The sequence below is a fragment of the Synergistaceae bacterium genome, assembly GCA_012521675.1.
GTDB lineage: Bacteria > Synergistota > Synergistia > Synergistales > Aminobacteriaceae > JAAYLU01.
Genome location: JAAYLU010000015.1, coordinates 37,153 through 58,508, shown reverse-complemented (window position 1 = coordinate 58,508; position 21,356 = coordinate 37,153). Strand labels below are relative to the sequence as shown.

Genomic DNA, 21,356 nt, shown 5'->3' with positions numbered 1-21,356 from the left:
GGTAATAAAATAGTTGATATTTATGGTGTCCTTAAACCTGATAGTAGTTAAAGTGATTATTTCTCTCGAGAGGAGGTGCAGCGCATGGCAGCTAATCTGGCTGAAGAGATCAAGGAGGTTGAGGCCCGTTCGAAGGAGATTGTGAAAGAGGCAAGGAATGAAGCCGCTCGAATGGTGACTGAAGCCCGTAACCAAGCTGAACTCAGGATTAAAGAAGCAAAGCAGAAGGCCTTCAGGCTATTCAAGGAAAACACGGCCAAGGCGGAGCAGGAAGCGGAGGAAAAAGCTAGAACATCCCTTGAAGCCGGTCGAAAGAAGTCCGAAGAACTTGCCGGTCAGTACGGCCGAAAGACGGACGGCACGGCCCAGTGGATTTCAGAAGAGGTGATTTCTCGATATGGCAGTGGAGGGCATTAAAAAGGCCGAGTTGTTCGTTCACAAGTCTGATCTGGACAACGTGCTGAACGCACTTCAAAAGACAGGGTCGTATGAAGTTGTCCCTTTTGACAGCGACTCTGCATCTGAAGGAACCGCCCTCATCCATCCCGATCTGCAGCGAGTAGAAAGTCTGCTTGCAGAGGCCCGGTTTCTTCTTCGTTTTCTGGAACCTCATTTCAACGATGAAGTATCCCCTATGGCAAGAGCCCTCGGAGACAGGGAGGCTCTCTCCCTAACAGAAGGCAAGGCGCTGGAGGAGCGGACGGACATGATGTCCCTTTCCGGCGATGTCAGAGCCCTTGAACGTCGTCTTATAGAGATACGCTCGGAGTTGGCTCAGATCAGCTCGACGGAGGTTCTGCTGTCCTCCCTCGTGAACTTCCCCTATCCCTTCGAATTATTGACATACGGGACGGAACGCGTCCGTGGAGTTCTCGGCACTATGCCCGTGTCCAAAATCGAGGCGTGGAGGGCGGAGGTTGAAGCCGTACTGTCCTCGATGGGGGAGGTGTACACTTCCATCCCCGATGAAAAAGAGCAGGAGGGCTGGGTGGCCGTCTTCTACGAAGAATCCCTCGCCGAGAAGGTCGCGGAGTCTCTTGCGAAGCACTCCTTCAGCAGGGTCGAAGTTCCCCTTTCCTTGAAAAAAACTGTTGAAGAAGAGAGTGCCGCCATGGCCGAGAGAAAGGTGTTTCTGACGGCCGAGGAGGAGAAAATATTAAAAGAGATCGCCGACATAGCAGCCGGGCACGTCCTGGATATCAGATCCCTGAGCGACTATTGGACGGTCACGCGAGACAGGTACCAGGCTCTCTCATCGGGGGCCACCACCGAACAGGTGGTAATGCTTCGCGGATGGGTTCCGGAGTCCGCGGTCCCTCGTCTTACCAAGGCTCTCTCTCCTTTTGGAACTTCGGTGGAGCTCTTTCTGTTCAAGCCCTCCCCGGAGGACTCACCTCCTTCACTCCTGGTGAACGCCCCTTGGTCGTTGCCGTTTGAGAACCTCACGCGTCTCTACGGAGTGCCCAAGTACGGCGAGATAGATCCGACACCCCTTCTTGCCCCGTTCTTCTTCATCTTCTTCGGAATGTGCCTAGGGGATGCGGGGTATGGTGTGATAACGGTCGGTCTGTTCATGTGGTTCACCAAGAAGTTCAAAGACATGCCCGTGTCTTTCAAGGGCTTCTTCCAGCTGTTCATACTGTCCGGGGTCTCCACGATCATCGTAGGCGCTCTGACGGGAAGCTGGTTCGGCGATATGGTGGACGCATTCTCATTCCTGTCGTTCCTTCGCCCTGCGAAGGACTTCTTCCTGATCCTCAACCCGATGGACAATCCGATGAGCTTCCTCGCCATATCACTGGCGCTGGGAGTGATCCAGCTCTTTTTCGGTCTGTTCATAGCGTTTTACGACGCCCTGAGAAAGAAGGACTACATGGGTGCCTTCGCTGACGTCGGAGGATGGATCGTCCTGCTTGTCGGTCTGCTTCTGTGGGGTGGGGTTGCCAGCGGCTTCCTGTCCGAAGGGATGGGTCTGGTCGCGAAGATTGTCTCCTTCATAGGAGCGGCGATTCTCGTAGCAACCCAGGGGAGGGCCAAGGAGGGCATTTTTGGAAAGGCCGTCTCGGGAGTGCTTAGCCTGTACGACGTTACCTCGTACCTTGGAGACGTGCTAAGCTACAGTCGCCTTCTGGCTCTTGGGCTGGCAACCGGCGCGGTAGGGGTAATAATAAACATGCTGGCCGGTCTGGCCGGGGACATCCCCTTTATCGGCTGGGCCATAGCAATCCTGCTGGTGGTGGGCGGGCATATATTCAGCCTCGCGGTCAATCTGCTCGGCGCCTTCGTCCACTCCCTCAGATTGCAATATGTCGAGTTCTTCAGCAAGTTCTACTCGGGTGGAGGGACGGTCTTTTCGCCCCTGACTTACAAGACCGCCTTCGTGTCGATAAAGAGCGAATCCGAGGAATGAGCTGTTCTCCCCGGCAAGCGAGAAAAAGCGGGATGAACTTGTTATACAAGCCCTGGCTTAGGGGCTTCGCTAGAATATAGATCAAACTATTCCAGAGCTACCTGAAAACGAGAGGAGTGTAATTCTTATTATGGAACTTCTTGGTGTAATGCTGGCAATCCTTGGTGCGGCAATGGCCGCTGGTTGGGCTGGAGCGGGTTCGGCGATCGGTGTCGGAATTGCAGGCGAGTCGGGCGCGGGCGTCATGACGGAGGATCCCGGCAAGTTCGGTCTCGTCCTTCTGCTTCAGGCCCTTCCCGGCACGCAGGGAATCTACGGGCTTCTGATCGCCTTCTTCGCCATTCTCAAGGTCGGACTGCTCGGCGGTTCGCCAGTGGAAGTCAACGTATGGCAGGGGCTGGGTATCTTCTTCTCATGCCTTCCGATCGCCATTGGAGGATATTTCTCGGCAATAGCTCAGGGCAAGACCTCGGCCGCCAGCATCCAGATGATAGCTAAACGCCCGGAGGAGACGGGAAAAGCAGTCATTCTGCCCGCGATGGTGGAGACCTACGCTGTTCTTTCACTTCTAATGAGCATAATCCTCCTCAACGGAATTACTCTGTAGTTCGTCTGGGGGGATGCAAAGATGTCCTTGGCAGATATAAAGAAAAAAATCGAATCCGATGCGCGTGAAGAGGCCGAGAGGATCCTCGCTAAGGCAAGAGAGGACGCCGAGTCCATCAAGAAGAGCGCGGACTTGGAGATAAAGAGCGTGGAGGACGGGTACGCCTCCCGCTTCAAGGGTGAACAGCCGGAGATCTTCCGAAGAAGGGAGATCGTGGCCGCCCTTGACGTGAAAAAGCTGGAGCTCGGCGTGAAGCAGAGGGCGATAACAGATGCGTTCGAGGGAGCGGTGAAGATCCTTGCCACCCTGCCCGACGACAAGTATTTCGCCTTCATCGGCGACCTGATGAAAAAGGCCGTTCAGTCCGGCACTGAGCAGGTCTTGGTGTCAAAGTCCGAGAAGAGGATAACGGCCGATTGGCTTGCGAAGCTCAATGAGGCCAATGGCTGGTCGTTGAAGCTCGGCGATGAGAAGCGGGATATTTCAGGCGGTTTTTATCTCGAACAGGATGACATCGAGACGGATTGCTCCTTTGAAATGCTTGTCCGTTGGGTTAGAGACGAGATCGAGGCAGACGTTGTCAAGCGGCTGTTTTCGGCGTGATCGGAGGTGACGCTCCATGGCTCCGGCTGAGCGTTTCGCCTATACGGTTGCGCGACTCCGGGCGATGTCCGGACGTCTTCTCGAGGATGGGCTGATCCAGCGAATGCTGGACTGCGAGGATCTGGATTCGGCCCTTAAAGTCCTTGCCGAGACTACATATTCATCTTGGCTCGCAGAGCTCAAGGGTGGAACGGACTTTGACAGGGTGATCGAAGCCGAGCTTCTGCACACCTACGAGGAGGTGCAGAAGTTCGTCCCCGACGTTCGCCTGGTTCACCTGTGCCGCCTACCCTACGACTTTCACAATGTAAAGGTTCTCGTCAAGAGCGCGATCCTGGTCAGAGATGGCGGAGAGAGGCGTTTTGACCTCTTGACTTCTCTGGGAGTCGTCCCGACGGACAGCCTGATCATGGCCATCGAAAGCGAGGACTACAGGCTTCTGCCGTTCGGGCTGCATCGACTTGTGCCCCAGTGTCTGACCCAGTGGGAACAGACCAAAGATATACTGCAGGTGGAGAACATACTCGATGCGGGGCTGTTCTCCGTTCTAGCGGAGCTGGCGGCGGAGACGGGATTCGAGTCCTCCGTCCGCTGGGTGAAGGGCAGGATCGACGCGGAGAACATACGGAACCTCCTGCGTCTGAAGCGGATGGACGCGGAGGCCGGATATGTCGCTTCCTTCATGCACGAGGGAGGCTGGCTGTCGACGGATAAGCTGTTGCCTATACTGAACGAGCCGGTCGAGAGCTGGCCCCGTATCCTCTCTTACTCCGATGTGTCCGGTGTCTTTGCGAACGTCCAGGATATGTCCGATATCGGCGCCATGCTGGTAGATATGGAAAAAGTGCTGGACGAGTACGTGAGCGCCGTATTGGGCAGAGCCAAGTACGAGGCCTTCGCGCCTGAGAATGTGATTTCCTTCCTGTGGCAGAAGGAGCTCGAGGCAAAGAATCTGCGGATCGCCCTGGTCTCCGTGGCGAACGACACGGACAGGAGCGTAGCGAGGAGGTTGCTTCGTCATGGCCGCTAAAATATCAGGAGCTCCCATGGCCGCTGTCGGCGAGTACGAGACAGTCCTTCCTTTCCAGGCCGTCGGAGTGAAGCCTTGCATTGTAAAACAGGAAGACGCTTCCAGGGTCGACGCGGTCCTTCTCGATCTTGCGAGGTCGGGTTATGCCGTCGTCTTCGTCCAGGAGGCCTTTTTTGTATCTCATTCAAGCCGAATCGATGAACTGAACGACGAGTACGATACCAGCTTCATCCCGATCCCCGGTCTAAAGGGGAGCATGGGAGTCGGTATTGAATCGATCCGCAAGGGCGTCGAGCGTGCGGTCGGAATGGACATTTTCGCGGTGAAGTAATGAATAGAAGTATGGAGGCGATAGATTGTGGCCGCTGAAAAGATAATTAAGGGCACTATTGAGAAGATCTCCGGCCCCCTGGTTGTGGCAAAAGGAATGTTAGGCGCCGGAATGTACGACGTGGTCAGGATAGGGGACCTCGGCCTCGTAGGCGAGATAATCGAGCTCAGAGGGGACACGGCCTCGATCCAGGCCTACGAGGAGACGTCTGGATTGATGCCGGGCGAGGTGGTAGTCAGCACCGGAGAGCCGCTCAGCGTGGAGCTCGGTCCGGGGCTCATCGAGCAGTTCTATGACGGAGTGCAGAGGCCGCTGAACCTCATAGAGGACGTGGCGAAGAGCCACTATATTTCGAGGGGAATCGACGTCCCGGCCATTGACAGGGAGAAAAAATGGGACTTCGTCCCCAAGGTCAAGGCTGGAGACCATGTGGGGCAGGGCGACATACTGGGAGTAGTGCAGGAGTCCATCCTGGTCGAGCACAGGGTGATGGTCCCGATCGGAATGAGCGGAAAAGTCGCCAAGATCGAGAAGGGGTCGTTCAAGGTCGAGGATGTCATAGCGGTGCTGGAGAACGACGGGAAGAAGCAAAACGTGACCATGCTTCAGCGCTGGCCGGTCCGCAAGGCTCGCCCCGTTGCCAGGCGTCTTCCCCCCGTAACTCCGATGACCACGGGCCAGAGGGTCATAGACACCTTCTTCCCGATAGCGATGGGCGGAACCGCCTGTGTACCCGGACCTTTCGGCTCCGGCAAGACAGTGGTGCAGCACCAGCTCGCCAAGTGGGCCGAGGCGGAGATAGTCGTCTATGTCGGCTGCGGCGAGCGAGGCAACGAGATGACGGACGTCCTCCTGGAGTTCCCGGAGCTTGAGGACCCGCGCTCGGGGCATCCGCTTATGAAACGCACGGTGCTGATAGCAAATACGTCCAACATGCCGGTGGCGGCCCGGGAAGCGAGCATCTACACCGGTATCACGATGGCGGAGTACTACCGAGACATGGGTTATTCCGTCGCCCTGATGGCCGACTCCACAAGCCGCTGGGCGGAGGCTCTGAGGGAGATGTCGGGCCGACTTGAGGAGATGCCCGGCGAGGAGGGCTACCCCGCTTACCTGGGAACCCGCATGGCCTCCTTCTACGAGAGGGCAGGCCGGGCGGTCGTGCTCGGCAAGGACGGCAGGGAGGCGTCCGTTACAGCCATAGGTGCCGTGTCGCCTCCGGGCGGAGACCTGTCCGAGCCGGTGAGTCAGAACACTCTCCGGGTCGCCAAGGTCTTCTGGGGGCTTGACGCGACCCTGGCGTACCAGCGCCACTTCCCCGCGATCGACTGGCTTATGAGCTACTCGCTGTACACGGAGAAGCTGGACGAGTTCTGGGATATGAAGTTCGACGACGAATGGAGCCCGTTGCGGATCGAGGCGATGACCCTGCTCGAGGAGGAGGACAACCTCCGAGAGATAGTCCGCCTGGTCGGAGTCGACGCCCTCTCCAAGGAGGAGAGGCTGGTCCTTGAGACAGCGAAGTCCCTTCGCGAGGACTTCCTCCACCAGAACGCATTCCACGAGATCGACACATACGCCTCCATGGAGAAGCAGTACAAGATGCTAAGGACGATCCTGCTCTTCCACAGCATAGCCATGGACGCCTTGCGGAAGGGCGCAACGATGAACGATGTGTTCAACCTTCCGGTCAGAGAGGCGATAGCAAGGATGAGGTATCTCGAGGAGAAGGACATCGGCAGGATCGATGAGATCGAGAATCAGATTAAGACTGAAGTAGCCGGGATCACTCCCGTTGGAGGTGAAAACGATGCTGCCTAAGGAGTATAAGACCATAGGCGAGCTCTCCGGGCCGCTTCTCCTCGTGAACAAGACGGAAAACGTACGCTATGACGAGCTCGTCGAGATAGAGCTCGGCAGCGGCGAGAGGAGAAGGGGCAGGGTTTTGGAGATAACTTCGGACCATGCCCTGGTCCAGGTGTTCGAGGGAACGGACGGGATCGACATAAAGTCGACGAAGGCGCTGTTCCTCGGAAAAGTCCTCGAGTTCCCGGTAAGCAGGGACCTTTTGGGACGCATCTTCAACGGCAGGGGAGAGCCGATAGACGACGGCGCCCCGATACTTCCGGAGAAGAAGCTGGACATAAACGGCATGCCGATGAACCCCTTCTCAAGGGACTACCCGTCTGAGTTCATCCAGACCGGAATATCGACCATCGACGGGATGAACCCGATGGTAAGAGGGCAGAAGCTCCCGATTTTCTCCGGCAGCGGACTGCCGCACAACAGGATGGCTGCGCAGATCGCCCGCCAGGCGACGGTCATCAGCGGCCAGGAGGACTTCGCCGTGGTGTTCGCCGCAATGGGCATCACATTCGAGGAGGCCTCCTTCTTCATGGAGGACTTCAGAAAGACGGGCGCCATCCAGAGAACCGTCATGTTCGTGAACCTTGCGGACGACCCGGCGATCGAGCGTATCACAACCCCGAGAATCGCCCTGACTGCGGCCGAGTACCTCGCGTTCGAGCAGGACATGCACGTCGTCGTCATACTCACGGACCTCACGAACTACTGCGAGGCCCTTCGCGAGATCTCGGCGGCGAGAAAGGAAGTCCCCGGGCGCCGAGGCTACCCCGGTTATCTCTACACAGACCTCGCAACGATGTACGAGCGTGCCGGAAGGCTCAAGGGAAAGAAGGGCTCGATCACCCAGATCCCGATCCTCACCATGCCGGAGGACGACAAGACCCACCCCATACCGGACCTGACAGGCTATATCACCGAGGGGCAGATCATCCTGAGCCGCACCCTCCACAGGAGGGGAATATACCCGCCGGTCGACGTCATGCCTTCACTCTCCAGGCTAAAGGACAAGGGAATCGGCGAGGGCAAGACTCGCGAGGATCACGCGGACCTGATGAACCAGCTCTTCGCCGCGTACGCCCGCGGAAAGGAAGCGAAGGAGCTTGCCGTCATCCTCGGCGAGGGTGCCCTGACGGAGGAAGACAAGGCGTTCGCCAAGTTCTCGGACATGTTCGAGGACCAGTACGTTCGCCAGGGCGAGTACCAGAACAGGCCCTACGAGGAGACGCTCGAGCTGGGCTGGGATCTGCTGACCGTAATACCGGTCAGGGAGCTTAAGCGAATTCGGGATGCCTATATCACGAAGTACCTGGAGCCGAGGCTGAAAAGCAAAGAAAAGGCCGATGCCGTATCAGTGAAGGCGTAAGGGGGGGTCGTCGTGGCCCGTTTGAATGTCAACCCCAACAGGATGGAGCTTTCGAGGCTGAAGAAACGCCTCGTGGTGGCCCAAAGAGGTCACAAGCTCCTGAAGGACAAGCAGGACGCCCTGATAAAGGCGTTCCTGGAGAGGGCGAGAGAGGGCAAGGCCCTTCGCGAGGAGCTCGAGGCTGAGCTTGCGGCGTGCTACAAGAGTTTCCTTCTGGCTCGCGCGCAGACGCTCCCGGCGATGCTCGAACAGGCGCTCATGATCTCTGGTGCAAAGTGCGACCTGACGGTCAGCCTTCAGAACGTCATGAGCGTGCTGGTGCCCGTATACCAAGTGGAGCAGCGCGGATCCCCGCACAACTACGGACTGGCGACATCCTCGGCCAGCCTGGACCTCGCGCTCGAGCGATTCGCCCGGCTGGTCCCCAAGCTGATAGAGCTGGCGGCCAAGGAGAAGGCGATACGCCTAATGGCCGTCGAGATAGAGAAGACGAGAAGGCGTGTCAACGCCCTCGAGCACGTGCTTATCCCCGACTTCGTCGAGACGATACGCTATATTTCGATGAAGCTGGACGAGCAGGAGCGCTCTACGCTCAGCAGGCTGATGAAGATCAAGGAGATAGTCCGCTCCCACTGACGCGTCAGCGGAACGGGAATAGAGCCAGGGATGAGAAGAGGGGGGCGTCTACGCCCCCCTCTCTTGCTATGGTCTCTTGTATAGAAATGCCCCGGCGGACTCGAACCCTATCTTCCTGTAGTCGAAAATCTGCTCGGTCGAGCCAACGAGCAGGTAGCCGCCCGGTCGCAGGGCCTTGAGGAATTTGTGATAGAGGGCGGTCTTCGTCTCCGCGCTGAAGTAGATGACCACATTTCTGCATAGGATGAGGTCGAAGTCTTCGGCGAACCTCTCCTCTATGAGGTTGAGCCTCTGAAAGGACACGCGCGACTTGACCTCGGAGTTTACCAGGTATGTCTCCCCGTTGTCCTGGGTGGTGAAATACCGTGAAATCAGCTCTTTGGGCATGTTTACCAGCTGTCGTTTCAAGTAGCGCCCGCGCTTTGCGATGGCAATCGCTCCCTGGTCGATATCGCTTGCCAGCACCGGGGTCTGAGGGGACAGCCTGGCCTCCAGCGAGAGGATGGCGAGCGAATACGGCTCCTCGCCTGTAGCGGAGCCCGCGCTCCAGATTTTCAGCTGTTTTCTGCCCCTCGTCTTGATCAGCTCCGGGATTACTATATCCCTCAGCTCGGTCCACTTGTTGGGGTTTCTGAAGAACTCCGACACGTTTATCGTAAGGTAGTCCAGAAACTCGCGTAGCTTCTGTTCATTGTCCTTTATTGTCTTGAAATAATCATCGTAAGAGCTGATGTTCCAACGCTGCATGAGCATATGGACCCTACGATGAATTTGGTTTTTGTACGAATTGAGATCCAAACCGGTAATTCTTTTTACATTGGTCTTGAACACATCGTATTCAGGCGAATCATAACTTGTTTTTTCGGTCACATTCCAACGACTCCTTCTCTTGATAATGTCCTGCGCTAATCTCTCTGCAACCTATTTTAGCTTATACGTAAAAAAAAGAATACAGGGGGGATCAGCATATATGACAAGAGTGATATAATTATGTTCAGGGAGTATCCTTGGTGATCGCTCCGCCCTTTTCGGCGGGGAGGAAAGTCCGGGCTCCGCAGGGCAGGGCGCTGGGTAACGCCCAGTTGGCGCAAGCCAAAGGAGAGTGCCACAGAAACATACCGCCCCCAGGGGCAAGGGTGAAAAGGTGGGGTAAGAGCCCACCGGATGAGGAGCGATCCTCACGCCAGGAAAACCCCGCCCGGAGCAAGACCGAATAGGAGGGGACGAGGCTGCCCGCCGACCCTCGGGTACGGTCGCATAAAGACCGCCGCAAGGCGCTCTTCAGATAAATGATCATCCACGACAGAACCCGGCTTACTGGATGCTCCCGTTTTCATTCCTGAGAAGGCCGCGATATCAACCCCCTGGTTATTCCTTTCACTATCTGCCCTTCTAAATCGAACGCCTCCTAATAGACTATAAGTCCCGGTAATTTCCTCAAAAAAGAGGGCGAAAGACCCATGCCACATTTGGAATAGATGGTAGTGTGGGTTTAGGTGGGAAAATGTGTCGTAAAGTGGGAGGCACTGTCATGCTGATGGGGACGTATGAACATAAAATTGACAGTAAAGCTAGGATTGTTCTTCCGTCCAAGTTCAGAGAAGAGCTCGGGGAAAGCGTCTTCGGGACGATTGGCATCGATAAATGTGTCTCCCTTTATTCTCCCGAGGAATGGAACAGGGTCCTCGAGCGCCTGCAGGAGCTTTCCTTTTCCAAGAGCAAGAGCAGGGGGTTTTTGCGCCTGATGCTCTCAAGCGCTCATGAGCTGGTCGTGGACGGTGCCGGCAGGATCTTGCTGCCTCCTGTTTTAAGAGAGTACGCCGAGTTCATCCAGGAAGTGGTTTTCGTGGGCGTAGGGGACCACGTGGAGATGTGGGACAGGCAAAGATGGAGTGACTACAGGCAGCTGGTCCTGGACGATCTCCCCGAGATAGCCGAGGGAGTAGAGGGATTCTGATGGAGCACATCCCTGTGCTCCTCGCGGAGATCACGGAGTTCTTGAAGGAGCATCCCCCGTTGAAAAGGGTCCTGGACTGCACCTTGGGGCTAGGAGGATATGCGGAGGCGGTCTTGTCCTCGTTTCCCGATGTGGAGCTGGTGGGAATCGACCAGGACGGGCAGGCCATCTCGATCGCCAAGGAGAGGCTTTTGCCTTTTAAGGAACGAGTCTCTTTCGTCAACGTAAACTTTCGATCTCTATTGAGCCACGAGGCGGTGCAGGGTCCTTTCGACGCGGTTCTGTTCGATCTCGGGGTATCGAATCTTCAGCTTGTCGACAAGTCCAGGGGCTTCTCTTTCCAGGACGACGGCCCCCTGGACATGAGAATGGACAGCAGGGCTGTTTTGTCGGCCGCCGATATAGTCAACAGTTATTCTGCGACGGATCTTGCAATCCTGTTCAAGAAGTACGGAGAGGAGCGGTATTCAAGACAGATAGCGGGCAGGATCGTGCGCCACAGAGAAAGATCGGGCCCGATTCTGCATACGTCGACTCTTGTAGAGATAATCCGTGGTTCAATGCCCGCCGCAGTGCAGCGTAAAGGGCGGGGACATCCGGCAAGGAGGGTGTTTCAAGCACTGAGGATCGCGGTCAACGAGGAACTCCTGGCATTGCGGGAGGGACTGGCGGCAACTCTGCCCGTTGTCGCGCCCGGGGCGCTTGTCATAGTCGTAAGTTATCACTCTCTCGAGGATAGGATCGTAAAGACCTGTTTCAAGGATTGGAACGAGCAAAACAGGGGAGTTATCCTGACTAAAAGACCGATAACCCCCACACCGCAGGAGGTTGTTGAAAACCGCAAGTCCAGAAGCGCGAAGATGAGAGTTTTCAAGATTACCGGCGCAGTGTTATGAAAAAGGGGTGGTCTGATGCGATACAGCTTGGAGGCAACGGAGAGAAACGTTGCGAATTCTATTCGTAGGATATGTCCCTATGTCATCGCGGTTACTCTCTGTGTTTTTTTGTTGTTCATGGGACTCGGAGTGTTGCGTCTTTACTCTTTCAGGTTGGAATGCAGGCTTAACGCGGTGAACCGGCAGATAGAGTCGTACAACAACCACCAGGTCCTGCTGAAGCACGAGCTCTCCACGCTCAAGTCTCCTGTGAGGATCTTCGGATTTTCAAAAGAGGAGATGGGGATGACGTTTGCCTCGAACGTCAGAGTCTTGAAGGTCGAGGGCGAATACTACGCCAACGCCCCGCAGCAGCAGGAGCCCTCCCTTATCAAGGCCGATCGCGAGGAAGAGGGATGGTTCTATTTTTTTCTTGAAAAAGCAATGGCCGGGGAATAGGGCGACTCCTTCTTGACGGGGGGTGTGTTCAGTGAAACGGCGTTTGTTTTCTCCGTGGCATATTATCTTCATCTTTTTCGGTGTCGTCATGTACAGGCTGGCCGTCCTGCAGCTCTTTCCGGACCCGAGAGTCGAAAGTCAGTCGCGCCGTCAGTATTGGAGCCATATCCCGGTAAGCACAAACAGGGGCATTATCTATGACAGGGAGGGCAACGCCATGGCGGTCTCCGTCCCTACGAGTAGTTTCTTTGTGGATCCCGCCTTTTGGGACACCTCGTCCGCCCATCGTTTAAAGGGATATGTCCCCGATTCACTGGTTGAGACCCTCTCAAAGCCGATATCCGGCAGATTTCTTTGGTTATTGAGAAAAACGGAACCCGAGATCGCCGACAGGATCAGGGAGCTGAATATCAAGGGAGTATTCGAGATAGAGGAGAAGAAGAGGCTTTATCCTGGCGGCACTATGCTCGCGCATGTCCTCGGATTTTGCGATATCGACGACAAGGGCCTCTCCGGCACGGAGCTCATGTGGGACAAGGAGCTCTTCTCTCCGCCGGGGATTCGCGTGTTTGCAAAGGACTCCTCCGGCCAGATGCTCGATGTCAGCAGAATTAACCGCGACCATGCTCCATCCCCGACCGAGGGAGGGAGCGTTTTCCTTACGGTGGACTCGAGAATCCAGTATGTGGTCGAGCACAGGCTCGACGAGGCGATCCGGGAGCACGGCGCCCGTTGGGGAAGTGTGATATGCATGAATCCGCGCAACGGCGAGATCATATCGATGGCAAGCTGGCCCGTTTTCAACCCGAACAACAGGGATGATCTAAATAAAAGCGACAATATACTGAATAATAGTATCGGTCGTACGTATGAGCCGGGCTCGACGTTCAAGCCGTTCGTCATCGGCATCGGGCTGGAGCGCGGCCTAGTCGGCCCGAACGAGTCGCTAAACTGCCCGTACAGGATAAAGGTGGCGGACGGACACGTCACCGAGGCGGGAAACTCCGGATTTGGAAGGCTTTCCGTCTCCGAAATAATATCCAAGTCCTCGAACACCGGGATGGCACAGATAGGCAGGCGGATAAAGCCTTTTGATATGTACCATTCTCTCCGCGAGTGGGGTTTTGGAAAGCCGTCGGGAATAGAGCTTCCCGGTGCCGAAGATGGTTTGCTAGCCTCACCCGAACAGTGGAGGGGAGTCGTTCCGTCGAATATAGCAATAGGGCAGGGGCTGGCGGTCACCCCGCTTCAGCTGGCCACCGCTATCTCCGCGATCGCAAACGGCGGCCACCTGGTAAGGCCTCATATTATCTCAAAGGTGTTGGATGCATCCGGCACCGTCGTGTATGGTGAAAAGAAGGAGCAGTTGAGAGACGTGCTATCCCCGAAGATAGCGGAATGGCTTCATAAAGCGATGGATGAAACCGTCTTGAGCGGGACGGGGCAGGGCGCCGCCGTCCCGGGCATGTCCATAGCCGCGAAGACCGGCACGGCCCAGGTCGCGGAGAAGGGGCAGTATCTGAAGGGGAAGTGGGTCTCGTCTTTTGCGGGATTCTGGCCCTCCTCGGACCCCAAGTATGTGCTTCTTGTGGTGATAGGAGAGCCTTCGAAGGGCAAGTATTACGGAGGTGACGTAGCAGCGCCTGCATTCAAGCGCATCCTGGAGGATATGATGCAGATCGAGCTGTTTGCCTCCGACGCGAAGAGAAGGATGGTTCTATGATGCTTCTTTCCAAGGTCATGCAAGAGTATGCGGATAAATATTCAGCCCACCTCGCTCTAAAAACGGGGAGCGCTAAGCAAGAGGCCGACCCTGTCGTGATCGATGCGGGATACAATAGCGAGACAGTCGCCAAGGACTGGCTGTTCTGCTGCATCGCGGGCGAGCGGACCGACGGTCATGATTTCGCCCCGGAGGCCCTCGAAAAGGGCGCGTCGGCCCTTCTGACGCAGCGACCTCTGGACCTTGACATCCCCCAGATACTGTCCTCCGATGTCAGGCGTGACATGGGGCGTCTTTCGTCGATAATCCACGGGGAGCCGAGCAGCAGGTTGAGGATGTTCGCAGTGACCGGCACAAACGGAAAGAGCACCACTACATGGATCATGAGGCATTTGTTGGAGTCCCTTGACATGCGACCGGGCCTTATCGGGACGGTTGTCTACAACGACGGCGTTGAGGAGGTGGACGCGGGCCGGACGACACCGGAGAGTTGCGATATTCAGAGATTGCTCGCCTCTATGGTTCGAAACGGATGTGATTCGTGTGTCATGGAGACCTCTTCGCACGGCCTTGATCTCGGAAGGGTGGAGGGCTGCCTCTTCGACTCCGCCGTGTTCACCAACTTGAGCGAGGAGCACTTGGACTATCATGAGACACTTGAGGGATACTTCTCTGCGAAAGCGCGCCTCTTCGCCGGCTACATGAAGGAGACATGGGCCGGTGCCGCGAACATGGACGACCGGTATGCGAGGCGGCTGATGGACCTTTATCCCGAGAGATTTCTCTCCTTTGGTCTAGGTAACGGCAACAGCGTCGACGTGCACGGAGAGGATCCTGCCTGCTCTCTTGACGGGACACGGTTCACTCTGACGCTGAAGAGCATCGCCAGTCCTTTCAGCTCATTTATCCCTCTTCCCGGGGTTTTCAACGTGTATAACGCTTTGGCGGCTCTGGCAGCCGTGTTGCCATACTCATACGACGGCAAGGCTCTTGCGGGGGCTTTGAGCGGAATGGTGCAGGTGCCGGGGAGGATGGAGAAGATCTCCCTTGAGAACGGTGTCAGGTGCATCGTCGATTTCGCCCACACCCCGGAGGCCTTGAGGAACGTGCTGACGGAGCTTCGCAGGCTCTGCGACGGCAGGGTAATCTCGGTCTTCGGACATGGAGGGGAGCGCTTCCAGCCGAACAGGTTCTCGTTGGGAAAAATCGCCTCCGACCTGGCCGACGAGATAATAGTCACGATGGACAACCCTCGAAACGAGCCTCCTGAGCAGATAGCGGCCCAGATAGTCGAGGGAATCGCCGCTTCCGAAAGGAAGACCTCCCACAGGACCATATTGGACAGAAAGGCGGCAGTCTACGAGGCCCTGGATTCGGCGAAGCCGGGGGACGTGGTCGCGGTCACCGGCAAGGGGCCCGAGAAATACCTCTGCATCGGCGACGAGTCCTTCCCCTACTCGGACGTCGGGGCTATCAATAGCTGGGCTTTGGAAAGAGGGGTCGGGGTGCTGTGAGAGTCGAGCGCAGGATCTCCTCCGTAGCTTCTCTAATAGGCGCCAAGTTGAACGGGCCGGATGGACTCGCCCCTTCCCGCTACTATGCGGACAGCAGGCTTGTGGGCAAGGGGGACGCTTTCGTGGCGTTCAGGGGAGAAAAGGCGGATGGGCACGACTTCATCGACGATGCGGTCTCTCGCGGTGCCTCGCTGATTATCTGCGAGGACGGAGCGAAAGTGCCTCCTGGCGTATCCTCGATCGTCGTGCCCGACTCTTTCTCCGCAGTGCCCGAGATGGCCAGGAGGTATCTCGCCTCCTTCGGAGACCTCGAGATAATCGCAGTTACCGGAAGCGTCGGCAAGACTACCACCAGGGAGATGATCCGAGCGGCCCTCTCCCCCTCCTTCCGGGTCCACTCCGCTGAGCACAGCTACAACACCCTGATCGGCTGCTCCCTGTCGATCCTTGCGATGCCGCCTGGTATCGATGTGCTTATCCTTGAAATGGGGACGAATCACCCGGGGGAGATCAAGGAGATGGTCGAGTCATTCCCTCCGACCGTCTCGGTGATCACGGAGGTGACAGCGGCACACCTCGAGGGGCTTGGATCCGAGGAGGGAGTGCTGGAGGCCAAGTTCGAGATAGTTCAGTCGCCGGATCTGAAGGCCTTGCTATTCTTTGGCGACAATACTCTCATATCGCGCAGATGCGCATCCCTGCCCGAAGAGGTCCTTCGGCTGGGCGTAGGATTCGGAGACTGCGCCTTCGCTTTGAGAAACGTCCACTTCGTGCTGAAAGAGGGAATTCCCTGTCTCTCCTTCGACCTCGTACATAATGGAAAAACGTACCTAGTCGAGTCGTCGCTGTTCGGTCGACACTCCGCGCCGGCGGCGGCATTTGGAATGGCCTCGGCGATCTTCCTGGGGGGCTCGACCGAGGGTGCCGCGGCGGGCATTCGCTCCGTGGATCCGCTTAATGGCAGGGGACGGTTCTACAGGCTCGAGTCTGGCGCGGTCCTGTTGGACGACTCGTACAACGCCAACCCGGCGTCGATGAGGGCCTCTTTGAGCGAAGCGCTGCTCTTGAAGGAGCGGCGCAAGATCGCGGCTCTTGGAGAGATGCGCGAGCTCGGAGATAACGCCCTGGCTCATCACGAGGAGCTTCTCCCCCTTCTCGGGGGATTCACGAAGGTCTTTCTCACTGGTAAGTTGTGGAGGCTGGCATGTTCAAGGTCCGCTCTTCCTGCGAATGCGGAGTTCTTCGATGATCCGGTATCGTTGGGGAACTCATTGAAGCCGGGGCTCCGCGAGGGCGACCTTCTGGTAGTGAAGGGTTCGCGCGGTAATTTGCTGGACAGGCTCGTCGATGCGGTCCTGGAGGGGGGAGCGGTATGAAATACGCCTGCATATGGCTTGGGCTGTTCTTCCTTCAGATATTGGCCTCGGAATACTGGATAAAGCGGTTGAACAGGTGGCGCGTAGTCCAGGTGCAGAAGAGCTACGGCCTGAAGAGCCATATAGAGACGAAGTCGACGACTCCCTCCATGGGCGGTGTGGTATTCATTGCGGTCGGGCTCGCGGGGATCCCGGCCGCCTTCTTCCTCGCCGACGGGGGCTCGCTCCGCGCCGCCCTGTTTCTGCTGTTGCCCCTGGGAGCGGCCGGGATAGGGTTTGCGGACGACTGGATAAAGTTCAGCAGGAGGTCCAGCGAGGGCTTCCCCAGTCTTTACAAGCTGTACGCGCAGATAGGACTGACTCTTCCATGGAGCGCCTGGGTCGCCTTTGGCGAGGGAGTGAGCCTGTGTCCGGGGTTGGAGATACATCCGGTCATAGCGGTCCCACTTCTCTTCCTGTTCGCGATCGGAATGATGAACGCGGTGAATGTCACGGACGGGTTGGACGGATTGGCGGCGGGCGCATCTCTTGTCTCGTTTGCAGGAGTTTTGTTGTGGATCAGGCCGGATGGCGCCGCCATGAGCCTTGCTCTTGCAGGGTCGGCCATGTGCGCCGGCTTTCTATGGCACAACGCTCATCCTGCGCAGGTCTTCATGGGGGATGTCGGATCCCATTTTCTGGCGGGATTGCTGGTCGCACTCTGCGTACACTGCGATTTTCTGATCGCCCTTTTCCCGTTGGGATTTCTGTTCGGCCTTGAGATAGTCTCGGTGGCGATACAGATAGTCGCCATTCGCAAGTTCAATAGGAAGGTCTTCAAGATGAGCCCGGTGCATCATCATTTCGAACTCTCCGGCTGGAGCGAGACCCGGATAGTCATCCGATTTTGGATAATACATGCCGTCGGAGTCGCGCTGGGTGCCGTCCTGGTCCAACAGACCCTCGTACTGGGGGTGTGGAAGTGAAGCACGGTGAAAAGAACCTTTCGAGCATGAGGATATCGGTCATAGGGGCGGGAGTCAGCGGGGTAGGGCTCGCGCTGCTGGCAAATGCCCTCGGGGCCAGGGTCTTCGTCTCGGAGGCGAAGGGGATGCTCGAGTCAGTCATCGATCAGTTCAAAAGGCATGGCGTGGAGTGGGAGGAGAGGGGGCACACTCCTAATCTTTACGAGGCCGATCTGATCCTCGTGGGGTCAGGAATCTCTCCAAGATCGCAGCCGGTGCTGGAGGGCTTGAGACGAGGAGTCGAGGTGATGGGCGAGCTGGATTTCGTCGCTCCTTACCTTAGAGGCAGGATGATCGGCGTGACGGGAAGCAATGGCAAGAGCACCGTCACGGCGCTGGCGGGGCACCTTCTGACAAGGGCGGGCTTCTCGGTCGAGGTGACTGGAAATATCGGAAGGTCGATAGCCGACTCTGCGCTCAAGGACAGCGAGTTCATCGTAGCCGAGCTGAGCAGTTTCCAGCTTCATTGGAACATGCGTTTCGCCTGCGATCTCGCCGTTGTGACCAACATCGCCCCGGACCACATAGACTGGCACGGCAGCTTCGAGGAGTATGCCAGGGCCAAGGCTAGGATTATTCAGACCGGAAAGGCCGGAGGTTATGCTCTCGTCCAGGAATCCGACCGGGCCCTGCTGCTGGAGGGAGATCATTCGGATCGCGACGTATATGCCTTTTCATGGAGCGAAGGCGCGCCTCCCTCGCCCCGATCGATCTCCGCGGACGAGGGATCCCGCAGGGTGCTTATCAACGGGCAGGGCGGCGATCCGGAGACCCTCTTCTCGTTCGACGACGTTCCTCTCATGGGCAGGCACAACATCGAAAACGCCGCCTTCGCCGCCGCGGCCGTCCGACTTCTGGCCGGCAAGGAGAGCTACGGAAGCACTCTCTTCTCAGGCTTCCGCGGCCTGCCGCACAGGTGCGAGCACGTCGCCACGGTGCGAGGCGTGCGATACGTGGACGACTCGAAGGGGACCAACGTCGCAGCCAGCTCCACGGCCCTCTCATCTTTGCCGGGGCCCAAAGTCGTCATACTGGGAGGGCAGGGCAAGGGAGAGGAGTATGGACAGCTGGCCGAGGCGGTAAAAAAGGAGGCCGTCGCCGCAGTGGTCATGGGAGCGGAGAGAGAGAAGATCGTCGCCGCCCTGCAGGAGGCCGGTTTCGAGGACTTTTACAGAGTGGCCTCGATGGAGGAGGCAGTCGCGACCGCGTCTCGGATCGCTCCGTCGAAGGGCCTGGTGCTGCTATCCCCGGCCTGCACCAGTTGGGATATGTACCCCGACTACCAGGCGAGAGGCGATCATTTCAAAAGTCTCGTGCTGGAGATGAAGGGCGAGGGCGAGAGATGAAAGTCAATCTTGAACAGACACTGGAATTCAGGTATGAAAAGAGAAGGCGGACTGTGGGAGTTGATCCCGTGCTTTGGATCATCCCGCTGGTACTGAACGCCTTTGGCATACTGATGATCTTCTCGCTGACGTCACACACGGCCCTCGAGGAGTTCGGATCACCATTCGCCCTTGGAATGCGCCAGGTGCAGTGGCTATTACTGTCCATCCTGTCGATGATCGCCGTCTATCTGATTCCCATCTCCAAATGGAGGGAGTACAGCGGCGTTCTGTGGGTCGTCTCTCTGGTGCTGCTCGTATTGACTCTGATCCCGGGACTGGGGATAAAGGCGGGAGGTGCCAGGCGCTGGATCGGGCTGGGAGGACTCCGCTTCCAGCCGATAGAGCTCCTATCGCTGGCCGTGGCCGTTCACCTCTCCAAAATTCTTACCAAGTCGCCAAAAGGGGGAATGAAGGCATTCTTCTCCCTGACAGCGCCTGTTTTGGGTTTCTCCGCAGTTCCGCTTATTTTCCAGCCCAACATGGGCGGAATCATCCTGATATTTGCCCTGACGATGGCGATACACGTCGAGACTAGGGGATGGAGTTGGCCGATCCTGTTCGGTGGAGCAGGATTCGCATTTTTCTTCTTCATCATCATTCAAGCGGGGTATCGCCTCAGAAGATACATGGCCTTCGTCGATCCATGGGAGGAGCCGCTTAAAAGCGGCTTCCAGGTGATCCAGGGCATGGTGGCCTTCGCCAACGGAGGACTCCTGGGAGTCGGCATCGGGAAGGGTCTTCAAAAACTGAACTATCTTCCGGCGGCCCGGACCGACTATATCTTCGCCACCATAGGGGAGGAGTTCGGGTTTGTGGGCTCCTTCATGATCCTGCTCCTTTTCTTCATCTGGACTATCAGAGCCTATCTACTGTACAGGAGCATGAAGGATCCTTTCCACACGGCTCTTACATGGGCCGTCTCGGCCTCCCTGTTGATCCCTCTCTTCATCAACCTCGGCGGCGTGCTCAAGCTCATGCCTCTCACGGGTATCCCGCTTCCCTTCATCAGCTACGGGGGCAGCTCGCTTCTTTTCATGTGGGTAAGGGTAGGGTTGATCATGAGGGTCTGCAAGGAGGCGATCATCCAATGAAACGCCTCTGCATCGTGGCCGGAGGAACGGGAGGGCACATAGTCCCGGCGATCGCCTTCGGAGAGTGGATAAGAGAAAACCATAAGGAGGTGAATGTTTTTTTCGTCTGCGGCACCCGTCCCATGGAGAGGGAGATATACAGTGGCCTGGGCTTCGACCCGATCACTCTTCCAATCAGCGGGTCTCCTCTGGGTGCCGATGGGATCAAAGACAAAGCAAGCCGCCTGCTCGGGCTTTACAGGTCGATCTTCGAGTTCAGAAGGCTGATAAGGCGGCACTCTTTCGACGCATGCGTCCTCTTCGGGGGCTACGTTTCGCTCATACCCCTCCTTCTCTGTCATTTTTACGGCATACCGGTCATAGCTCACGAACAGAACGCAACAGCGGGGAAGACCACGCGCCTGGCGCGCTTCCTTGGAAAGAAGATCGCCTCCGGGTGGGAGGTCTGTTCGCCCTTTTCACCATGTGACTTTCACAGGACCGGGATTCCTGTAAGAAGGTTTAATCTTGGACCGCCCGAGAAGGCCTGGTCGTCATTGGGTTTCAGAGTGCCTTTTCCAAAAGGGAAGATCGTCGGGGTCCTTGGTGGTTCACTTATAAGCCAACGACTGATACAATTATCAGGGTTCGTTGTAAATGACCCCGTTTTTGACCGTGTTTCTTTTATAATCCTTGGAGGAGTCGAGAAAGGTCGCCCTCCGGGAAGAAAAGAGGACGGCGGATGCAACGTGTATGTTACCGAAAAGCAGCGGGATATGTCAGGATTTTATTCTTTGATCGACGCCGCGTTGACTCGAGGAGGAGCTTCTACTCTGGCCGAGTTGGGTGCCTTGGGCATTCCGTCCGTGGTGATACCGTGGGCGGGCGCTTCGGATGATCATCAGGAAATGAATGCCCGCTGCTTCCTCGAGAGTAATATCGGTGAAATCTGGCGGGAAGATGAAGCGCCGGAGTCGTTGAAAGAAAGCCTGTTCAGGATTCTGCAGGGTGAACGAGCATCCTGGCGGCCTTATATAGAGGGAGATGAGTCAGAATCTTTATGGCGGCTGATCTCGTCCAGTATTGGAAGGGAGATTATTTAATTGGAGACTACTTTATCGCATTTCGACGGCATCCGTAGAAT

General features: G+C 56.9%; 20 protein-coding genes and 1 other RNA gene. 20 read left to right on the top strand and 1 reads right to left on the bottom strand.

The annotated features are described in order from the left end of the window. The first annotated feature begins 84 nt into the window (after window positions 1-84). The 9 genes from GX181_01650 to GX181_01610 all read left to right on the top strand — a co-directional run bounded on the left by GX181_01650 (window position 85) and on the right by GX181_01610 (window position 8,846). On the top strand, window positions 85-417 hold the full coding sequence (locus GX181_01650; GenBank protein ID NLM70651.1) for a cell envelope biogenesis protein TolA: 333 nt from the start codon (window positions 85-87) through the stop codon (window positions 415-417). Then, complete coding sequence (locus GX181_01645; protein NLM70650.1) at window positions 398-2,410, top strand: V-type ATP synthase subunit I; 2,013 nt, start codon at window positions 398-400, stop codon at window positions 2,408-2,410. Before GX181_01650 ends, GX181_01645 begins: the two co-directional genes overlap by 20 nt. A gap of 130 nt (window positions 2,411-2,540) precedes the next feature. Then, on the top strand, window positions 2,541-3,017 hold the full coding sequence (locus GX181_01640) for a V-type ATP synthase subunit K (protein NLM70649.1): 477 nt from the start codon (window positions 2,541-2,543) through the stop codon (window positions 3,015-3,017). Between the two features lie 21 nt (window positions 3,018-3,038). Next, the gene (locus GX181_01635; GenBank protein ID NLM70648.1) at window positions 3,039-3,620 is read left to right on the top strand and encodes a hypothetical protein; all 582 of its coding nucleotides are present in this window, start codon (window positions 3,039-3,041) and stop codon (window positions 3,618-3,620) included. Window positions 3,621-3,636: 16 nt separating this feature from the next. Continuing rightward, window positions 3,637-4,650, top strand: a complete 1,014-nt coding sequence (locus GX181_01630; GenBank protein NLM70647.1) for a V-type ATPase subunit — start codon at window positions 3,637-3,639, stop codon at window positions 4,648-4,650. After that, entirely contained in the window at window positions 4,640-4,981 is a 342-nt protein-coding gene (locus tag GX181_01625; GenBank protein ID NLM70646.1) for a V-type ATP synthase subunit F, read from the top strand. The genes GX181_01630 and GX181_01625 overlap by 11 nt, the downstream gene beginning before the upstream one ends. A gap of 27 nt (window positions 4,982-5,008) precedes the next feature. Next, window positions 5,009-6,802: a V-type ATP synthase subunit A gene (locus GX181_01620; protein NLM70645.1), complete on the top strand. Its 1,794-nt coding sequence runs from the start codon at window positions 5,009-5,011 to the stop codon at window positions 6,800-6,802. Then, window positions 6,792-8,210, top strand: a complete 1,419-nt coding sequence (locus GX181_01615; protein ID NLM70644.1) for a V-type ATP synthase subunit B — start codon at window positions 6,792-6,794, stop codon at window positions 8,208-8,210. The genes GX181_01620 and GX181_01615 overlap by 11 nt, the downstream gene beginning before the upstream one ends. Window positions 8,211-8,222: 12 nt before the next feature. After that, entirely contained in the window at window positions 8,223-8,846 is a 624-nt protein-coding gene (locus tag GX181_01610) for a V-type ATP synthase subunit D (GenBank protein ID NLM70643.1), read from the top strand. 66 nt (window positions 8,847-8,912) lie between these two features. On the opposite strand, the gene GX181_01605 is transcribed toward GX181_01610, so the two are convergent. After that, a complete protein-coding gene (locus GX181_01605) occupies window positions 8,913-9,716 on the bottom strand; it encodes a protein-glutamate O-methyltransferase CheR (GenBank protein ID NLM70642.1) in 804 nt (267 codons plus the stop codon). 127 nt (window positions 9,717-9,843) lie between these two features. Here GX181_01605 and rnpB point away from each other — a divergent pair. From rnpB to GX181_01550, 11 genes are all read left to right on the top strand, one after another. After that, window positions 9,844-10,179, top strand: an RNA gene (rnpB, locus tag GX181_01600) — RNase P RNA component class A. 198 nt (window positions 10,180-10,377) lie between these two features. Then, window positions 10,378-10,803 carry a division/cell wall cluster transcriptional repressor MraZ gene (gene mraZ, locus GX181_01595; protein NLM70641.1) on the top strand — a complete coding sequence of 142 codons (426 nt, stop codon included), beginning with the start codon at window positions 10,378-10,380 and terminating at the stop codon, window positions 10,801-10,803. Further along, window positions 10,803-11,699, top strand: a complete 897-nt coding sequence (gene rsmH / locus GX181_01590) for a 16S rRNA (cytosine(1402)-N(4))-methyltransferase RsmH (protein ID NLM70640.1) — start codon at window positions 10,803-10,805, stop codon at window positions 11,697-11,699. Before mraZ ends, rsmH begins: the two co-directional genes overlap by 1 nt. A 117-nt stretch (window positions 11,700-11,816) precedes the next feature. Next, window positions 11,817-12,137: a hypothetical protein gene (locus GX181_01585; GenBank protein ID NLM70639.1), complete on the top strand. Its 321-nt coding sequence runs from the start codon at window positions 11,817-11,819 to the stop codon at window positions 12,135-12,137. A 361-nt stretch (window positions 12,138-12,498) separates the two neighbouring features. Next, window positions 12,499-13,860: a penicillin-binding protein 2 gene (locus GX181_01580; protein NLM70638.1), complete on the top strand. Its 1,362-nt coding sequence runs from the start codon at window positions 12,499-12,501 to the stop codon at window positions 13,858-13,860. Between the two features lie 95 nt (window positions 13,861-13,955). After that, entirely contained in the window at window positions 13,956-15,374 is a 1,419-nt protein-coding gene (locus tag GX181_01575; protein ID NLM70637.1) for a UDP-N-acetylmuramoyl-L-alanyl-D-glutamate--2,6-diaminopimelate ligase, read from the top strand. Next, window positions 15,371-16,750, top strand: a complete 1,380-nt coding sequence (locus GX181_01570) for a UDP-N-acetylmuramoyl-tripeptide--D-alanyl-D-alanine ligase (GenBank protein ID NLM70636.1) — start codon at window positions 15,371-15,373, stop codon at window positions 16,748-16,750. The genes GX181_01575 and GX181_01570 overlap by 4 nt, the downstream gene beginning before the upstream one ends. After that, complete coding sequence (locus GX181_01565; protein NLM70635.1) at window positions 16,747-17,715, top strand: phospho-N-acetylmuramoyl-pentapeptide-transferase; 969 nt, start codon at window positions 16,747-16,749, stop codon at window positions 17,713-17,715. Before GX181_01570 ends, GX181_01565 begins: the two co-directional genes overlap by 4 nt. Window positions 17,716-17,741: 26 nt before the next feature. Then, window positions 17,742-19,100, top strand: coding sequence for a UDP-N-acetylmuramoyl-L-alanine--D-glutamate ligase (gene murD, locus GX181_01560; protein ID NLM70634.1), 1,359 nt, complete (start codon window positions 17,742-17,744; stop codon window positions 19,098-19,100). Continuing rightward, the gene (locus GX181_01555; protein NLM70633.1) at window positions 19,097-20,233 is read left to right on the top strand and encodes an FtsW/RodA/SpoVE family cell cycle protein; all 1,137 of its coding nucleotides are present in this window, start codon (window positions 19,097-19,099) and stop codon (window positions 20,231-20,233) included. The genes murD and GX181_01555 overlap by 4 nt, the downstream gene beginning before the upstream one ends. Next, complete coding sequence (locus GX181_01550; GenBank protein NLM70632.1) at window positions 20,230-21,315, top strand: UDP-N-acetylglucosamine--N-acetylmuramyl-(pentapeptide) pyrophosphoryl-undecaprenol N-acetylglucosamine transferase; 1,086 nt, start codon at window positions 20,230-20,232, stop codon at window positions 21,313-21,315. Before GX181_01555 ends, GX181_01550 begins: the two co-directional genes overlap by 4 nt. The last annotated feature ends 41 nt before the right edge of the window (window positions 21,316-21,356 follow it).